The sequence below is a fragment of the Phycisphaerae bacterium genome (assembly GCA_012729815.1).
Classification (GTDB): domain Bacteria; phylum Planctomycetota; class Phycisphaerae; order JAAYCJ01; family JAAYCJ01; genus JAAYCJ01.
In genome coordinates this window covers 1-16,440 of the sequence record JAAYCJ010000266.1, presented here as the reverse complement: position 1 = coordinate 16,440, position 16,440 = coordinate 1, and the positions used below count along the sequence as shown (strand labels likewise).

General features: G+C 63.2%; 16 protein-coding genes. 10 read left to right on the top strand and 6 right to left on the bottom strand.

Annotated elements, in window-relative coordinates; translation table 11 throughout:
* The first annotated feature begins 29 nt into the window (after nucleotides 1-29).
* From GXY33_17295 to GXY33_17265, 7 genes are all read left to right on the top strand, one after another.
* On the top strand, nucleotides 30-605 hold the full coding sequence (locus tag GXY33_17295; protein ID NLX06895.1) for a flavodoxin family protein: 576 nt from the start codon (nucleotides 30-32) through the stop codon (nucleotides 603-605).
* A gap of 552 nt (nucleotides 606-1,157) precedes the next feature.
* The gene (locus tag GXY33_17290) at nucleotides 1,158-2,495 is read left to right on the top strand and encodes a hypothetical protein (protein NLX06894.1); all 1,338 of its coding nucleotides are present in this window, start codon (nucleotides 1,158-1,160) and stop codon (nucleotides 2,493-2,495) included.
* A gap of 116 nt (nucleotides 2,496-2,611) precedes the next feature.
* Nucleotides 2,612-3,544: a hypothetical protein gene (locus GXY33_17285; protein ID NLX06893.1), complete on the top strand. Its 933-nt coding sequence runs from the start codon at nucleotides 2,612-2,614 to the stop codon at nucleotides 3,542-3,544.
* Nucleotides 3,545-3,645: 101 nt separating this feature from the next.
* Complete coding sequence (locus tag GXY33_17280; GenBank protein ID NLX06892.1) at nucleotides 3,646-4,920, top strand: DUF697 domain-containing protein; 1,275 nt, start codon at nucleotides 3,646-3,648, stop codon at nucleotides 4,918-4,920.
* Nucleotides 4,921-5,027: 107 nt separating this feature from the next.
* Nucleotides 5,028-6,101, top strand: coding sequence for a hypothetical protein (locus GXY33_17275; GenBank protein ID NLX06891.1), 1,074 nt, complete (start codon nucleotides 5,028-5,030; stop codon nucleotides 6,099-6,101).
* Between the two features lie 28 nt (nucleotides 6,102-6,129).
* Nucleotides 6,130-6,909 (top strand): DUF169 domain-containing protein, encoded by a 780-nt coding sequence (locus tag GXY33_17270; GenBank protein ID NLX06890.1) that lies wholly within the window; start codon nucleotides 6,130-6,132, stop codon nucleotides 6,907-6,909.
* On the top strand, nucleotides 6,906-7,694 hold the full coding sequence (locus tag GXY33_17265; protein NLX06889.1) for a carbon-nitrogen family hydrolase: 789 nt from the start codon (nucleotides 6,906-6,908) through the stop codon (nucleotides 7,692-7,694). The genes GXY33_17270 and GXY33_17265 overlap by 4 nt, the downstream gene beginning before the upstream one ends.
* 39 nt (nucleotides 7,695-7,733) lie before the next feature.
* On the opposite strand, the gene GXY33_17260 is transcribed toward GXY33_17265, so the two are convergent.
* Nucleotides 7,734-8,357: a hypothetical protein gene (locus GXY33_17260; protein ID NLX06888.1), complete on the bottom strand. Its 624-nt coding sequence runs from the start codon at nucleotides 8,355-8,357 to the stop codon at nucleotides 7,734-7,736.
* Between the two features lie 291 nt (nucleotides 8,358-8,648).
* On the opposite strand from GXY33_17260, the gene GXY33_17255 reads away from it, so the two are divergent.
* Entirely contained in the window at nucleotides 8,649-8,978 is a 330-nt protein-coding gene (locus tag GXY33_17255) for a PilZ domain-containing protein (protein ID NLX06887.1), read from the top strand.
* On the opposite strand, the gene GXY33_17250 is transcribed toward GXY33_17255, so the two are convergent.
* From GXY33_17250 to GXY33_17235, 4 genes are all read right to left on the bottom strand, one after another.
* Entirely contained in the window at nucleotides 8,914-10,392 is a 1,479-nt protein-coding gene (locus tag GXY33_17250) for a hypothetical protein (GenBank protein NLX06886.1), read from the bottom strand. The two genes, GXY33_17255 and GXY33_17250, sit on opposite strands and share 65 nt — an antisense overlap.
* Before the next feature lie 211 nt (nucleotides 10,393-10,603).
* Nucleotides 10,604-11,956 (bottom strand): AsmA-like C-terminal region-containing protein, encoded by a 1,353-nt coding sequence (locus GXY33_17245; GenBank protein ID NLX06885.1) that lies wholly within the window; start codon nucleotides 11,954-11,956, stop codon nucleotides 10,604-10,606.
* A 133-nt stretch (nucleotides 11,957-12,089) separates the two neighbouring features.
* The gene (locus tag GXY33_17240; protein ID NLX06884.1) at nucleotides 12,090-13,415 is read right to left on the bottom strand and encodes a phosphatidylserine/phosphatidylglycerophosphate/cardiolipin synthase family protein; all 1,326 of its coding nucleotides are present in this window, start codon (nucleotides 13,413-13,415) and stop codon (nucleotides 12,090-12,092) included.
* Between the two features lie 48 nt (nucleotides 13,416-13,463).
* Entirely contained in the window at nucleotides 13,464-14,537 is a 1,074-nt protein-coding gene (locus GXY33_17235) for a Gfo/Idh/MocA family oxidoreductase (protein ID NLX06883.1), read from the bottom strand.
* 258 nt (nucleotides 14,538-14,795) lie between these two features.
* On the opposite strand from GXY33_17235, the gene GXY33_17230 reads away from it, so the two are divergent.
* Together GXY33_17230 and GXY33_17225 are read left to right on the top strand one after the other, a co-directional pair.
* Nucleotides 14,796-15,116 carry a nucleotidyltransferase domain-containing protein gene (locus tag GXY33_17230; GenBank protein ID NLX06882.1) on the top strand — a complete coding sequence of 107 codons (321 nt, stop codon included), beginning with the start codon at nucleotides 14,796-14,798 and terminating at the stop codon, nucleotides 15,114-15,116.
* A 176-nt stretch (nucleotides 15,117-15,292) separates the two neighbouring features.
* Complete coding sequence (locus GXY33_17225) at nucleotides 15,293-16,162, top strand: restriction endonuclease subunit R (GenBank protein NLX06881.1); 870 nt, start codon at nucleotides 15,293-15,295, stop codon at nucleotides 16,160-16,162.
* Nucleotides 16,163-16,174: 12 nt separating this feature from the next.
* Here GXY33_17225 and GXY33_17220 read toward each other — a convergent pair.
* Nucleotides 16,175-16,440 (bottom strand): sulfite exporter TauE/SafE family protein (locus GXY33_17220; protein NLX06880.1); only part of this gene is annotated, 266 nt, incomplete at its 5' end.

Here is a 16,440-nt window from a genome sequence, read left to right as displayed (position 1 = left end):
GTGGTCAACCATTGGCGGAGGTGCGATCGATGAAGGTTGTGGCGTTCAACGGCAGTGCTCGCAAAGACGGCAACACGGCGATCCTGATCAACGAGATGTTCGAGGAGCTCAAGAAGGAAGGGATCGAGACGGAGATGGTCCAGCTTGCGGGCAAGCCGCTGCGCGGATGCCGGGCGTGCCGAGGCTGTTTCCATGCCCAGAACCAGCGCTGCGTGGTGACCGATGACGGGATCAACGAGTACATTGCCAAGATGATAGCGGCGGACGGCATCATTCTCGGCTCGCCGACCTACTTCGCCGACATAACAGCCGAGATGAAGGCCCTGATCGACCGGGCGGGCTACGTGGCCAAGGCCAACGGCGATGCGCTCCGCCGGAAGGTCGGCGCCGCGGTGGTCACAGCCCGCCGCGCCGGAGCCGTCCACGCCTACGACTCGATCAACCACTTCTTCCTGATCAACCAGATGATCGTGCCGGGCTCGCGCTACTGGAACCTCGGCATCGGCCGGGAAATCGGCGAGGTCCGCGAGGACGAGGAGGGCATGGACACCATGCGCGTCCTCGGCCGTAATATGGCGTGGCTGATCAAGAAGATCAACGCGTAGCCGCCGCATTCGGACAGACCCGAAAGAGCGGCACGGAGCACACGGACCACGCGGAGAAGATTCGGGAACAGAGAGCAGGGAGATCCGGAAAGGGGGACGCACGTGTTGTACAAAACGTGCGATCCGTACAAATCCAGGATTCCGCGGGTCATGGTTGCAGGGCCTTGCCGGTGCGAGGGTCGCGCGGGTTTTGTACAAATTGTAAGATTTGCCGAGCTCCGGACCCTTCCGGGCGGGTCTTGAGTTGTCAAACGTCGCACGGGGCGACGCGCGGGCGAGGACGGGGCGTGTCCCCACTGAATAAAGATAGCACGGGAATCGGGCGAAGGCAAATCGGCGTTCTTAAGGGCACAGGCAGAGACGCCAAAAGGGACTTCTATAGAAACGTAAGGAATGGCCCAGGAATGTGGGCGGTGAGAGTCTGCGAAGGCGGCGGGCGGTCGAGAAGACGTTGGTAACAGAGATTCTGAAGGTTCGGCTGCACGTGGGCGTGGGACGGTGGTGCCATACTACGGGGAGGAGAGGTTCTTTAGGCTGGGAGAACGGGCGATGTTGGCGGATGCGATCAATTTCCCGCTGGTGGCCGTCTATGGGATCACAGTCCTGTTGCCGCTGCTGGCGGTGGTGACGGCGGTGGAAGTGCTGGTCTTGAGCGGTTGGTTGGAGGTCCAGAGACGGCGTTTGTGGCGGCCGGTGCTGATCGCCAACGTGCTTTCGACCCTGGCGGGATGGGTGTTGTACCTGTTTGCGCCGAAGGTCCTGTGGCTGGTGGGCGGTCGGTCCTTTCCGGATGCGATCCGCTACTACGCGTATGGGGCCTTGCTGCTCATTGGCTTGTACTGGGCCAAGAGCGTGCTGGTGGAAGGCTGGTACTTGGTCCGCCGACGCATGCGAGAGAAGCTGGATCGGCCGGGCGGGGTGGTGTTGCGTGGGGTAATCGTCGCCAATGTATGCAGCTATCTGGTGGTCGGACCGGTGTTTTACCTGCTGACGCGGCAGAACATGTATGGCGTGGAGTTCCTGGATTCGCCCTTGGCGGTGACGGCCTGCGAAGACCTGGTATATTTCGTCCATGGCGAGACCGGTCATATCTGCCGTATACGGGCAAACGGCAGCGGTCTTGAGACAGTCGTACCCTCCGAGGCCACGATGATGGTGCTCTCGCGGGACGGGAGTCTGATCGTATACAACAGCGCATCGGGTGGGCTTTACTACGCTCAGATCGGCTCGGTCGGAACCGCATTGGCAGAGGTGCAATCAGCACGGTTCATCGACCAGATTGATATTTCGACAGATGCCCGTCGCATCGCGTGGGCGCAAGACGAACGGCTTCACGTTTCTGACGTGGCGCACGGAACCATCCGGCGCGTGCGGGTTGAACCGTGGTCGGAGTGGGACATGACAGTAAGGTGGGACGGCGAGAACCCCGACGTCGTCTACGTGGCGGTAGGAACGGGTAAGAGGGCACTGATGGCGTGGGACTGCGCGGGACCCGAACTGACTGCGGTTGCGCCGAATCCACAGCGGGTGGCCGGCAACTACCGCATCTGGCCGAGCAACTATGCCAGCATTGAGCGAACGAGATGGTACCAGCATGGTTATCACATGCGCGCCGTCCCTGGGTTGGGCGCAGGGGTGTGGGTGCAACGGCCAGACGGCGAGATGGTGACGTTCCGGTTGAACATCGGCCTGCTCGGTATTGGCGCGGGTGGACCGGAGTCGGGACTGCCCACCAACCAACCGGGAGTCGTTGTATGCGAGGGCGGAGGCTTCTTATACTTGCTCGACGCTCAGCGGAAGAAGGCGGCCGTGCTCGCCCGAGGGACCACCCATTTGGTCATCAACCCGGCCGCGCGGGATGCGGTCGATGACCTGTATCCGGACAGATAGACCTCCGGCACGTGGCCATGTAGCCCTTTCCTCGGCGGGTTTTTGTTGATTTCGGCGGCGGGTCTCGCCTAAAGTGGCGGCGTTTATTACCCCTGTGGCCAATGGAGGTTTGGGTTATGGTCGAGTGGAGCTTTAGTCCGTCGAAGCACGTGCCGTTTCGCGATGTCGCCGCCCTTGAGCGGGTGCGCAAGATCAAGCGGGAGGACCTGACCAGGCACCCGAACCCCGATTTCCGGATCAGCATTCACCCGGACGACATGATCGGCTTCATGTGGGTCACCGACATGTTCGCCCGGATCAAGGAGGCCTCGGACGCCGGCCGCAAGATCGTGATCATCACACCCAACCCCTGCCCGGTCTACGCCAAGGTGGTGTACCTGATCAACAAGTTCCGCGTCAACTGCCGTAACGTGTACACGTTCAACATGGACGAGTACGCCAACGAGCACGGCGTCGCCGCTCCGGAAGACTGGCCGCTTGGCTTCATGCACGCGTTCAAGAAGTACTTCTGGAGCCGGATCGACGAGGATTTGCGGATGCCCGAGGAGCAGTGCAAGGGCCCGAGCGACAAGAACATCAAGGACTACAGCCGGATGATCGCGGATGCGGGCGAAGCCGACATCTGCTACAGCGGCCCCGGCTGGACCGGCCACCTGGCGTTCATCGAGCCGGACGCCCCCGAATTCGACGCCCCGCTCGAGGAGTGGAAGAAGATGGGCGCGCGGATCTGCACGCTCAGCCCGTTCACGCTGGCCCAGAACTCGATGCACGGCAGCTTCGGCAAGAGCGGCGACATCGCCGCCGTCCCGCCGATGGCGGCCACCATCGGGCCGCGCGACGTGATCGCCTCGAAAAACCGGATCGACATCAACGCCATCACCGTTCACGGCACCTCGACCTCATGGCAGCGGATCGCCACGCGCCTGGCCGCCCACGGCCCGGTCACGCCGCGGGTGCCGACCTCACTCCACCAGCACCTGCGGACCGATTTCTGGATCTCGGAATCCGCAGCGGCGGACATCGAGCCGGACTGGGTGAAGGAATACTGAGGCTTGCCCCCTGCCCGACCCGGCGGCACCTCTCTCCAGAGGATGGTTTCCGCACGCGCTATGAGTATAATTGAATCAGGCGCGGGTGTAAGGAGTGGGCCATGCTGCGACAGTGGTGGCGAATGCTGCGGACGATGGCGGTGGTGGTGGGAGTGGCGCTGTCGTTTTTCGCGGTCATCGAGGTCATTCGGGCCTACCAGACGCTGGCCGAACTGCATCCGGCGGCGGGCGTTGCGTTTCTGGCGATCCTGGCCGTGGCGATCGGATGGCTGGCGGTGTACCTGACGGTCAACCTCTGGTCTCGCCCGGTAGTCCTGCGTCCGCCGGCGGTCGTGGACCGGACCAGGGCGACCGATCGCGAGCTTGGTCGCTACGGGCGATACCTGTGCCGGTACATCGAACGGCTGGAACGCAATCCGGTCCTGGCCGCCGACGATCGGGCGCTCGCCGCCAAGGGCCGGCTGGATCTGGAGGGCGCACTCGAAGGGCCAGCCGTGCCAGCGGCGATCGCGCGGGCCGAGGATGAGGTGATCCGCCCGCTGCTGGCCGTTTTGGACGAAGAGGCGGCCCGGCAGACCCGGGCCAGCACCCGCGACGTGATGCTGTGGGTGACGCTGAGCCCGTACAAAGCCGGCGACCTGGGCATCGTGATCTACCGCAACCTGATGATGACCATTCGGATCATCCGAATCTACAACAGCCGGCCGCGGCTTAAGGAGCAGCTTCGCATCCTGGCCGACACGCTCAACGTGGTGGCGACGGTGAATTTCCTGAACATGGGCAAGAGCCTGCTCGAAAGCCTTGGCTCGAAGGTGCCGGTGATGGGCAAGTTCGTGGACGACATCGCCCAGGGAATCGGGGCGGGGTTCATGACCTCGGTGGTCGGCCACACCGCGATGGCCCGGTGCCGGGCGTTCCGCGGCTGGAGCGAACTGGAGGCCAAGGACACCCTTCGCCGGCGGGCGGTGGTGTTCTATTCGGATGTGACGGACATTTTCCTCAAGGACATCTGGCCGACGATCGGGGTGCGGGCGGGCGCGACCGCCAAGGAGGTCCGCGACCGGCTGGTCGCGGTGCTCGAAGCGACCGGCAGCGCGGTGGGGATGTTCTTCCGAAACCCGAAACCCGCCGCCGAGGGCGTTCTTGCGGCGCCGTTGCCGCAAGAACCGCTGCAGGAAGAGACGGAACAGCCAGGCGTCGGCCGACGAACCATGAACGCCGGATTGCAGGTGGTCCGCGGCGTCGGCTCAGCCGGCGGCAAGGTGGTCAAGGGGTCGCGCGATGCAACGCTGGCGGTAGGCAGGCTGTTCGTGCCGGGCAAGCGCGACCAGGACGGCGGCGAAAGCGGCGAAAACGACAATCCGAAGAAGGTCTGATCTTATCTGGCAAACGGAGCAGCTCCATGACGAGCAAGGAACGCATGCTGATCGCCATGTGCGGCGGCCAGGCCGATCACGTTCCGGTCTGCCCGGACATCTCGAACATGATCCCGTGCCGCCTGACCGGCAAGAGCTTCGAGCAGATATACCTGCACAACAACCCTCCGCTGGGACGGGCGTACGTGGAGGCGGTCAAGTATTTCGGCTTCGACGGCTGGTACTGGTACTGGAACCCGCAGTTCCACTGGAAAAGCCGAAGCGGCGTGGAAATGCGGTACGAGTCCCAGGTACGGGAGATGCCCGAGGGGCGGTTCGAGGAGACCACGCTCTGCCATTTGGGCGGCACGACGTTGCGTCAGCGGATGCTCTACTATCCGGGCGATCCGCCCACGAAGACCGAGAAGGTCATCAAGGACGTGGAGCGCGACCTGCCGGAGATTCTGCGGTGGTTCGATGCGGACCTGGCCGACGTCGATTGGCGCGGCGGACAGGAGGACTACGACTCGTTCGGCGACCTGGGCATCTGGGGAATCATGCTGGAGTGCCCGGGCCCGCCGATGTGGTTTGAGTGGTTCGACGGCGGCTTGGAGGCGGCGATCATGGCCGCCTACGACCATCCGGAACTGATGGAACAGTGGTGCAGTATCCACCACCGGCGGATCGTGGACGTAGCCAGGGCGTGCTTGGCTGCGCCGATGACGATCGACTACATCTGCATCGGCGCGTCGGGCCTGATCACGATGTCGAACCCGGAGCTTTTTCGCAAGTACTCGCTGCCGACAGTCAAGGAGGTCACGCGGCTGTGCAAGCAGGCCGGCATGCCGACCATGCTGCACTCGTGCGGCAAAAGCAAGCTGCTCGTTGAGACGTTCCCAGCGGAGACGGACCTGGATTGCCTCAACCCGCTGGAGGCCCCGCCGATGGGCGATATCACGCTGGCTGAGGCCAAACGCATCGCCAACGGGCGGATGAGCCTGATGGGCAACCTGCACACCACCGACGTGATGCTGTTCGGAAGCGTCCAGGACGTCGAGCGGGCCTGCCGTCAGGCCATCGACGACGCGGGCGAGGGCGGCGGCTTTATCCTCTCGACGGGCGATCAGTGCGGCCGCGATACGCCGGATGAGAACATCCGGGCCATGGTGCGGGTTGGCCGGGAGTATGGGAAGTACGCATAGCCGCCTCGACCATCAACGGAGACACGCGATGGCTTTCAAGATCAAGGATGCGTTTCTGGAGCGTTGGAGCAGGTACTTCGGCCGGGCCGAACTGCCGATCGTGTTCTTCTACACCGACCAGGAGATCGAAGCCGAGACAATCACGCCGCCGCAAGGCCACCGCTGCGTGATCGCCGACATCGCCAAAGCTCGGCGCGGCCGGACGGTGCGGCTGGACGCGACGTCATTAGGCTGCAGCGGAGCGAGGAACTACCTGGGTTTTTCGCGCGAGCGGATGCCGGATTTCGAGTACTTCCTGTCCTGCGGTATTCCCGGCCGCATGGAAGGCGAACGCTACAAGAAGACGCCGGAGTTGGTCAGGCAGTTCCTCGCGAACGCTCCGGAGTTCGAGGCCCCGGCGCGATTTGTCGTCTTTAAGCGATGGGACACTCTGGAACCGTCGGACGAACCGGAAGCGGTGATCTTCTTCGCCTCAGCGGACGTGCTCGCGGGCCTGTTCACGCTGGCCAATTTCGAGGAGGCGGACCCGTTCGGCGTGATCGCCCCGTTCGCCGCCGGCTGTGGCACGATGGTCGAGTATCCCTACCTGGAAAACCGCAGCCAGCGCCCACGGGCGGTCCTGGGCAGCTTTGACGTTTCAGCCCGTCCCTGTCTCCGCAGCGACGAACTGACCTTCGCCGTGCCGATGAAGAGATTCGTCCGGATGGTCGAGAACATGGATGAGAGCTTCCTGATCGCCCACGACTGGGAAAAAGTCCGGCGGAGAATGGACAGCGGGAAATCGGGACGCAGCGAGACGACCCCATGAGGATCGCGGCGGTTCAACTGGATATCGCGTGGGAGGATAAGGGCGAAAGCCTGGCTCGGGCAAAGCGGCTGATCGAGGCGGCGCGGGTCGAGCGAGGCGATCTGGTGGTGTTGCCGGAGATGTTCTCGACCGGGTTCAGCATGGAGGTGGAGCGGATCGCCGAAGGCGAGGCGAAACCGGCTGAGCGGTTCCTGGCGGAAACGGCGGTGCGGTACGGGTGCTTCACGCTGGGCGGCGTGGTGAATCTCAGCCGCGACGGCCGAGGTCGCAACGAAGCCGTCGCCTTCGGGCCGGACGGTTGCCTGATCGCGCGGTACTGCAAGCTGCACCCGTTTTCGTTCGCGGGTGAAACGCGATTCTACGAACCGGGCGAGCAGGTGGTCACGTTCGACTGGGGTCAGGCGAAGGTCGCGCCCTTTGTCTGCTACGACCTGCGGTTTCCCGAGGCGTTTCGCCGGGCGGTGCGGTCGGGAGCGACGGTCTTCGCCGTGATCGCCAACTGGCCGGCGGCACGGGCACACCACTGGCGGGCACTGCTGATTGCCAGGGCCATCGAGAACCAAGCCTACGTGGTCGGGGTTAACCGCTGCGGCCGCGACCCCAAACTGGACTACGCGGGCGAGACCCGGATCATCGGCCCCAAAGGCGAGACTCTGGCCGAGGCCGCCGGCGAGCAGGCCGTGATCGCCACCGAGATCGATCTGGCGGACCTGGAACACTACCGGCGGAAATTTCCCGCCCTTCGCGACATGCGCGAAGAGTTCTTTCCACAGCAATCCCGGTGACCCGCACGTCGATGCTGCGCCCTACGACGACGAACCGCCCTACTGACCCTGTTGCGGCGCCTGCTGTTCGTCCTGCTTCTGCGATTTCTGCATCATGGGACAAGCGGGACACGGGCACATGCCCTGGTCCTTCTTCTGCTGCATCATCGAATTGCCCATCTTGCCCTGGTGCATCTTGCGGCAGACGTCCATGAGGCTGGTCGGCTGACCGAACGGCTTGCCGAGCTTGTCCTTCTGCTGCTGGTCCAGGACGTCGCGGGCCCGCTGTCGGGCATCGCTCTCGATGGCCCTGAGCTTCTCCTTCTGCTCAGCCGTCAGGTTCAACTCCTCGGCCCGTCCCAGGATGATGCTCGGGCTGTCCACGTGGATCGGCATCTGGTGGACGGCTTGGAAGGCGGCGATCTCCTGCTCGGACATGCCAGCCTTCTTCATCATCATCCCGCACTTCCGCATCATCTGCGACTTGGCCATGCCCTGCTGATTGGGGTCCTGACCTTCGGTCTCGCCGTTGGTCGGCTCTTGAGCATTGGGCTCCTGAGCGTTCGGCTCCGAAACGCCCTGGTCCGGCTCCTGACCCTGCTGGGCCACAGCCAGCGTCGACAGAAGCATCGCCGCGCAGACGACACCCATCGCCACGAACATAACGACCATCTTCCTGTGCATCGGATTTCCCCCTGTCACTCGAAGACTCCCGACCGGCCCCCCGTCGGCGCCGGCCATTCCGGCAGGATTGTAACCCAAAACATCCGCCACGGCAAGAGCTTCGCAAAACAGGTTTCGCCGAGGGCGACGGGCCCCTTTCTGCGTCTTGCTGTCCAGCGTTCTCTTTCTCCAATTCCTCTCCCCTCCGCGTGGTCCGTGCCGCTCCGGGGGGCCGGCGGGTTTGGTCAAGTCCGCCGATACCCTTGTCCGATAAGACGATAGGGAGAATGGTCAAAAGTCCGAGGAACGCCGATGGGACCCACGGAAGCCCAAACCCAGGAACATCGCAAAGCCAAGCGGTACAAACTCGACTGGCCGGTCTGCGTCTGGCATGAGGCAACCGGCAAGTTCTACAACGGCCGAAGCGTCAATATCTCGTCCAACGGCGCCCTATTGCGCCTGCCGCTGACGGCCCCCATCCGCATGGCGGAGGGACTCGAGGTCAACTTCCCCTCGCCGGAAGGTCTTGCCGCCGACCGCTATCCAGCCAAGGTGTTCACCAGCCAAGTCGTCCGCGTCAATCGTCCTCAATCGATCCTGGACGGACAGCAGCAGGTGGCGGTGCGGTTCGAGTTGTCGTAACCGGCGGATCGCCCCTGGGCGACAGCAAACTGAAGTTGGCGACCGGAGACGGGGAACGTTCGCCATAGTTGATCCGCTGATAGGTCTCGTGTTCGCCGGGGCCGAAACTCACGTCTCGCCAGAACCACGGATCGACCAGCAGCACCGGGCAGCCCTCTTTTTCGGCGAAATTCAGGGCCTCCCTGGCGCTCTGCGGATCGAAAGACCATCCCGAGTGGACGATCCGCCAAGGCAGATCCCGCGTCTCCTTGTAGTAGTGAACCACCGGAGTCAGTGCGCCGGGAAAGAGAACCGCGTGCTCTGAGGCCAGATGGAGCGTCTCGAACGTGGCGAGGGAAGCCCGCGCGGGATAGAAGTGGAATTCCTCGACCCAATCCCAGTCCGCGGCAAGCAACAACAGATTCACCGCCACAATGACCGCCGCCGTCGCCTTCCACCGCAACAGTACCGGCCACCGTCGGCCCAGGGACCAGACGATGGGAATCGTCGCGAGCACTCCGGCGGGAATGACGAAACGCGGATTCACCGGCAAGGTATGGTTAACGATCTGGGCCAGGCTGTACAAGCCGAACGCCAGCAGCAGCGGCCTGAACCAGATGGGCGAAACGCACCGCCGGCGCAGCAGGAGAACCGGCATCAGGAACGGCAGGACCGGCGAAAACGTCAGCAGATACCCAGCGTAACAGACAAGATTGGCCAGAAACAGCCGAGGCAGGACCAGGCCCGTGTCGGATCGCTCGGCGAGCATCCCAGCCGACCACTCATGATAGCGGACAACCCACTGCGGATCGCTCAGATAGCCCGCCAGGGTATTGAGCCCAACCGCAAGGACCGCCAACGAAGCAAAAAGGCCGAGGCAGGCGAAGCGGCGCGAATGATCGCGGCCATATCGCCAGATCAGACCCAAGTGAAGCGGAACAAGAAAGATCATCGGCTCCCGAATGGCGCAGGCGGCGCCGAACATCAAACCCGCCACAGCCGTCCGCAGCAGACTCGGATGGCCTTGTACAAAGAGCAAACTCACAAGCAGCAACGTCATCGCGAATGTCTCGGTCATCACCGCTGAGCCGTAGATGCCCACCAGCGGACTGGACACCACGATCGCCGAGGCCAGCAAAGCGCCGCGCGGCCCGATCCAGCGGCGGGACAGGCCGTAGAACAGAACCACGTTCACCATCGCAGCCGCCGCGGAAACCCCGGAAAATACCATCCAGGCGTCATCGGGATCGATGGAAAAAAGCCGATGGAAAACGGCCCACACCGAACCGAGCATCGCTGGGTAAAGCCACCGGCCGAGGGCCAGCGGAATCGGTTCGAAGCCAAACGCGGCGTACGTGTAAAGGTAACTGTCCCAATTGGTCAGAAACGGCGGCCACAACAAGGCGACGAAGACGGCCTGAATCACCCCAAGCATCGCCACACGCCACAGATCGCCGAGTTCCCAGCCTGACGGAGAGGGCGCGTCGACGGAAGGTCTGTTCCCGATGTCAACCGCAGCATCCATGTGACCAAGCATACCGAAAACGCCCAAAAACGGTAGGTGTCAGCGCGATTTCCCCAATCCACTTCTCTTTCCGCGTGGTCCGCGTGCTCCGTGCCAATCCTCCTCGAATGCCGAACTGCGTCTACTCGCGGCCCTCACCGGTCATCGCCGAAAACAGATTGCGGAGATCCTGGTTCGCCTGGCGCGAGAATTCGCCGCCGGTGTGGACCATGTCGCGCAGAAACCCGAGCGTGGCGTCGCGAACGTCCTTGACCGGCTCGACCCTGATCAGGGTCGCCGGCGGATCGGACCACCGCCCCTCGACGTGGACGCGGGTCAACCGGTCCCGCAGGTGAACGAACAGGTTGATGATCGGGATTGACTTGAGGAGCTTGCGGGCCCCCTCAATGGGCACCACGATCACGTAGAAATCCAGATGCTCGGTCTGAAGATTGACGGCGCCGCCGGGTTCGGTCTCCATGGCCGACACCGCGTTGGCCAGCCGGGCCTCGCGGAAGGTCACCACGGCGCCCTTGTTGGAAAACACGCCACCCGCATCCGACTTGCTCAGCCCCTGTCCGACCGGCAGCTTGAGCCTCTCCAAGATGTGGGTGATGATCGGCACGTGGAGCAGATCGGCGTCGTCGATCAGAAACATCCCGTTGCCACGCAGGCCGTCGCCGCCGCGATAGGCAAAGCGGTAGTCCAGCGTAAGCTGCCCGCGCGCCCGCTCGCGCGGCAGACCCAACGTCTGCATCAGCGAGACCAGATCGAGCGCGTCGGTGGCGAACTTGCCGTCGTACTCCGCCGGGGCGTCGGGCGGGTCGCGCTTGACGATATCCGCCTCGATCTTGCCCTTCAGCACATCCGAGACCACCCGATCGATCACCAGCCGGTCCTCGTTCGGGTCCAGCGTCCCAGCCAACGTCAGCAGGTTCGGCGCCTGCGGCGGACGGCCCTTAAGCCGCAGGTCGTACCGGCCTTTCGCCAACTCCGCCGTCAGGCTGATGTCCTTGACGACCCGATGGGAAGAATCCTCATCCACAATCTCGACGTAGGCGTCGTGGAGCGCCAACGACCGCAGCGGCGTCTGATCCTCGTCCTCCTCCTCCGGCACGCGCAGCGGCGCTTCGATCGCCCCTTCCTCGCGGTGCAGCCGGATCGCCGCCCCGGCCAACTCCAGCCCCACCAGATCCGGGCTGCGCCCCGGCCAGTTGGCCAACATCAGCGTTGCCCGCCGCACCGCCGCCCACTCCCGTCCCTGCCCGTCGCGCAGCGACACGTCCTCCAGGATGATCGGCCCGTCGTAGTCAATCCGGACCTGATCGATCACGATCATCCCGGCCCAATGCCTGGCCACCTCCTGGCTGACGCGGTGCCGCACCAGCACGGGCAGCAGCACCGTATGGACGGCTGCGACGATGACGATGCCCGTAATCGCGGCGACCAGAACCCATCTCAGAAATCTCGGCCGTGGTGCACGTTGGCTGTTCATGGTGGTCTTCCTGATCTTGCGGCGCACGCCCCTTCCCACCAGCCCCATCCTATCATCGCGGATCACAAAAGCAAGGACCGCCTTCGGCGCTCGGCTCGGAACCAGCGGTCTTGTGTCGCCGCGGCGACGCGATTCACGGACCCTCTTCCGCCGACTTGAAGAGCCAACCGAACTGATGGGCGAACTCCCAGAACTCCCCGCGCTCCGCCAGTTCGGCGTCGAGCCACGCCGAATCGACTTCCCACACATCCGGATCGGCGAAGTCGCTTTCCAGCATGGCCGCGACCTCGGCGACCTCGGCGGGATCGGTGAAGACCACCGCGTTCTCAGCGTCCCACGCGACGCTGCGGCAGTTGAAATTGTGCGAGCCGACGATGGCCAGCCGGTCGTCAACCACCAGCGTCTTGGCGTGCAGCTTGCAGCCCGGGCGATCCCAGAAGTGGATGCCGACGCCCGCGTCACTCAGCGGCTTGAACCAGAACGCGTAGGCCGCCCAGACCGAGGGTGACTCGCCGTTGGCCTCGGAATTGGTCAGTATCCCCACCCGAACCCCCCTGCCGACGGCGGCGGCCAGCTCATCGGCCAGCCAGCCGGGCGGGTTGAGGTTCGGCGTCGCGATGTCGATCCGCGCCGTCGCCGACCGGACCGCGAGAAAGACGGCTGTGTTGAGGTCAAAGTCATCCTCCGCCGGGCGGTGATCGATCAGGCGAAGGTTGACCGGCCCCGTCGCAGCGAGGACTGGAAACCATCGAGCCTCGTCGCCGACTTCGCCGCCGAGAGCCTGCCAGTCGCGGGCGAACTCCCGCTGGAGAGTCGCCACGGCTGGGCCCGTCAGCAGCACGCTGGTGTCGCGCCACTGGCCGTGGCCGAAGTAGTGAAAGCCCATATTGCGGCCGCCCGCCAGGGCCCGCAGTCCGTCGACGATCAGGATCTTCTTGTGCGTCCGATACAGGACCTGATCGAGCAACACCTTGTCCGCGGGCGGAGCGTACCGCCGAAGGCAAACGCCCGCCGCCTCCAATTCATCGAGCAGTGCCGGCTTGCTGAAGAGGCCCTGGGCGACCGCATCGACAACCACGTTGACCGCCACGCCGGCCGCCACCCGCTCAGCCAGCAGAGCGATGAACTCGCGGGCGATGTCGCGATCCAAGCCCTCGTCGTCGCCGAAGTACAGCGTCTCGACGTTAATGTGGTCCTGCGCCGTGCGAATCAGTTCGCAGGCGGCCTCGAACGCTCGGTCGTTGTCGGCGATGATCTCGACCGAACACCCAGCGTCCACGTGGGAGTCGGTGTGCAAGTCGAGCAGTTCGTTGATATCGCCGGGCCCGAAAACCAACGCCGGATCGATCGTCTCCGGAAACCCGCTGCACGAACCGATCGCCCCAGCCGCAACGCCGAGAACCAGCGCCGCAACCCGCATCACCAGTCCGTTTGGCCGCTTGAGCACAAAAGGCATCATGACACGTCTCTTTCCGCCGCACCGACCGGGCCGTCTCCGCCCTGTCGGCTAGGCCACCCGCACCGCCTGCTGCTGGGCGATCAGGCACAGCTCGCCCGCCTTGAACGCGTGGGCCTGGGTCATCGCCTCTTCCGTGCGGTTGAGGCAGTCGAGGATGAGCTTGCCGAAGAACGGATAGCCCACCTTGCCCGACAGGCTCATCCGCTGTTCGCCTTCGTGGTTGGCCAGGTACAGCACGTCTCGCTCGTCCTCGCGGGCCAGTTCGGTGTACTTGCGCAGCTCGATGAAACCCTCCGTCCCGAGGATGAACGTCCGGCCGTCGCCGAAGGCCCGCACGCCGTTGGGCGTCAGCCAGTCCACGCGGAAGTAGCCCGTCGCCCCATTGTCGGCCACCAGCGTCGCGTCGCCGAAATCCTCAAGCTCCGGATACTCCGGGCTGTTGTAGTTGCCCACCTTACTGTGCTGAACGGTCGCGTCGTTGGCGCCCGTGTAGTGCAGGAACTGCTCGATCTGATGGCTGCCGATATCGCACAGAATGCCGCCGTACTTGTCCCTCTCGAAGAACCACGCCGGCCGCGAAGCCGCGCTCAGGCGGTGCGGACCCATGCCGATCGTCTGAACCACCCGGCCGATCGCCCCCTGCTCGATCAGCGCGCCGGCGTGCACGGCGCACTCGACGTGCAACCGCTCGCTGTAGTAAACCATGTACTTGAGCTTCGTCTGAGCCGCCCTGGCCTTCGCCTGGCCAAGTTGTTCGAGCGTGGTGAACGGGCACTTGTCGGTGAAGTAATCCTTGCCGTGGTCCATCGTCCGCAAACCCAGAGCACACCGCTCCGACGGCACCGCCGCTCCGGCGATCAACCGCACCTCGCCGTCCTCCAGCACTTCCCGTTCGCTCCGGGCGATCCTGGTCCGCGGAAACTTCTTGGCGAACGCCTCGACCTTGGCTGGGTCCGGATCGTAGACCCACTTGAGCGTCGCCCCAGCCTCCGTCAAACCGTTGCACATGCCATAGATATGCCCGTGATCCAGGGCGACCGCCCCGAAAACGAACTCCCCGGACCCGACCACCGGCGCCGATCTGCCTTCCGCGGCATAGTTCATGCCGTCTCTCTTCTGCATCGCCTGCTCCTAACCGATCTGCCTGCGGCAAAGGATGCATTGTACGAAAGCGGAACCCCGAATCCAACACCAACGACCGAAGCCCATCCGTAGGGTGTGTCCTCCGGACGCACCAGCCTTTCGTCACCATGGAACAACCCCGCGAACCCCAACGACGTATCGGACACAAGCGGAAGATGGCGCGTCGAGAGGTCGTGCCCTGCCGAAACTTGGCAGTGACACCTTGAATCCGACCGTACAACCACTTATAGTAGAAATATGGTGACGCTCCGGGACATCGAGCGCGTGGCCCATCGAATCGCCGAAGAAGTTCGGGCTGAGCGGGTCATCCTGTTCGGCTCGCACGCCAGGGGCGCCGCCGACGAACAAAGCGACGTCGATCTGCTGGTCGTCGCGGAAAGCGACGAGCCGCCCTTCAAACGCAGCCGTACCATCTACAAGCTCTTCCGCCCCCACCCATTCGCGATGGACGTCATCGTCTACACGCCCGAAGAACTGGAAGAACAGGCCAAAACCCCGCTGTCATTCGCCGCCACGGTCCTGCGCGAGGGGAAGGTGGTCTATGACAGGAGAAAATGACCTGGCAAAGACTGGTGCGACGCTGAAAGCCGTTCATCAGTAGTCACAATAAGAGACTCTTTGACACGCAATGCCACTCGCTTTATATTGGGTCGTGTTGTGGCGGCGGACCGTTTGTGCGGCTGTCGTTATTGGATTGCAGGCATTTCTCATACGTGGCGGTTAGGAGCGACAAAATGGCGGCGATTCCGAAAAAAGTCTCTGAGCGTCTGGCAAAAAACGTGGGTAAGTTCCAGAACGTGCTCCAGATTGCCAAGGACCGGGACCTCAACGAATCGGATACCGTCGCCATCATTAACGACATGCTCGGCGAGGTATTCGGCTACGACAAGTACCTCGAAATCACCAGCGAATTCGCCGTCAGAGGAACCTACTGCGACCTCGCGGTGAAGATCGATAGCAAGATACAGTTTCTCATAGAGGTCAAGGCCGTAGGGATCGACCTCAAAGAAAACCATCTACGCCAGGTGGTGGACTACGGGGCGAACTACGGCGTGCAGTGGGTCGTGCTGACCAACGGGGTGATCTGGGAAATCTACAGGATTCGATTCGAGCAGCCGATAAACTACGATCTCGTCTGCAGCATCAACTTGCTGACGCTCAGCCCGCGCAAAGCCGAAGACCAGGAGAGGCTTTTCATCCTCTGCAAAGAAGGGCTGAGCAAAGACGTCCGAGGGGAATTCTACGAGAGGGTTCAAGTCCTCAACCGCTTCACTCTTGCGGCACTGGTCCTCAGCGATCCGGTGGTCGACGTCCTGAGAAGGGAACTGCGAAAACTGGCCCCAGGGCTGAAAGTCGACCAGTCCGAGATTTCAAAGATACTGCTGAACGAAGTACTCAAGCGAGACGCCACAGAAGGCGAAGAAGCAGCGAAGGTTAAAGCCCGCATCAAAAAGTCTTTGGGTAAGGCCCTGCCAAAACAAAAACCTAGTCCCACTGCCGACAATGACAGCCCTATCGAAAAGCCGGCTGGCTCATTCTCCGACAGGCTTCTCCGTCAAGCCGGAACATCACCCGTCCAGGCGGACGGCGGATCACAGCCGTAGACCGTACCTCGGCTAGAAAAGTAATCTGACCGCCGCAGCGGCCGCCAGCAGTTGGACCGCCTGATTAAATCGCTTCTGAGGGATGTACTTGACCAGAAAGATCCCCGCCACCGCGCCAATCGCGATCACCGGCGTCAGCATCAGGTTGAACGTCAGCGACGGCCCGTTGATCAGCCCGAGGCTCGCCATCGGCGGAACCTTCAGGCAGTTGACGATCAGGAAATACCACGCCCCGGTCCCGATGAATTGCTCCTTGGGCAGACACATCGCCAGCAGGT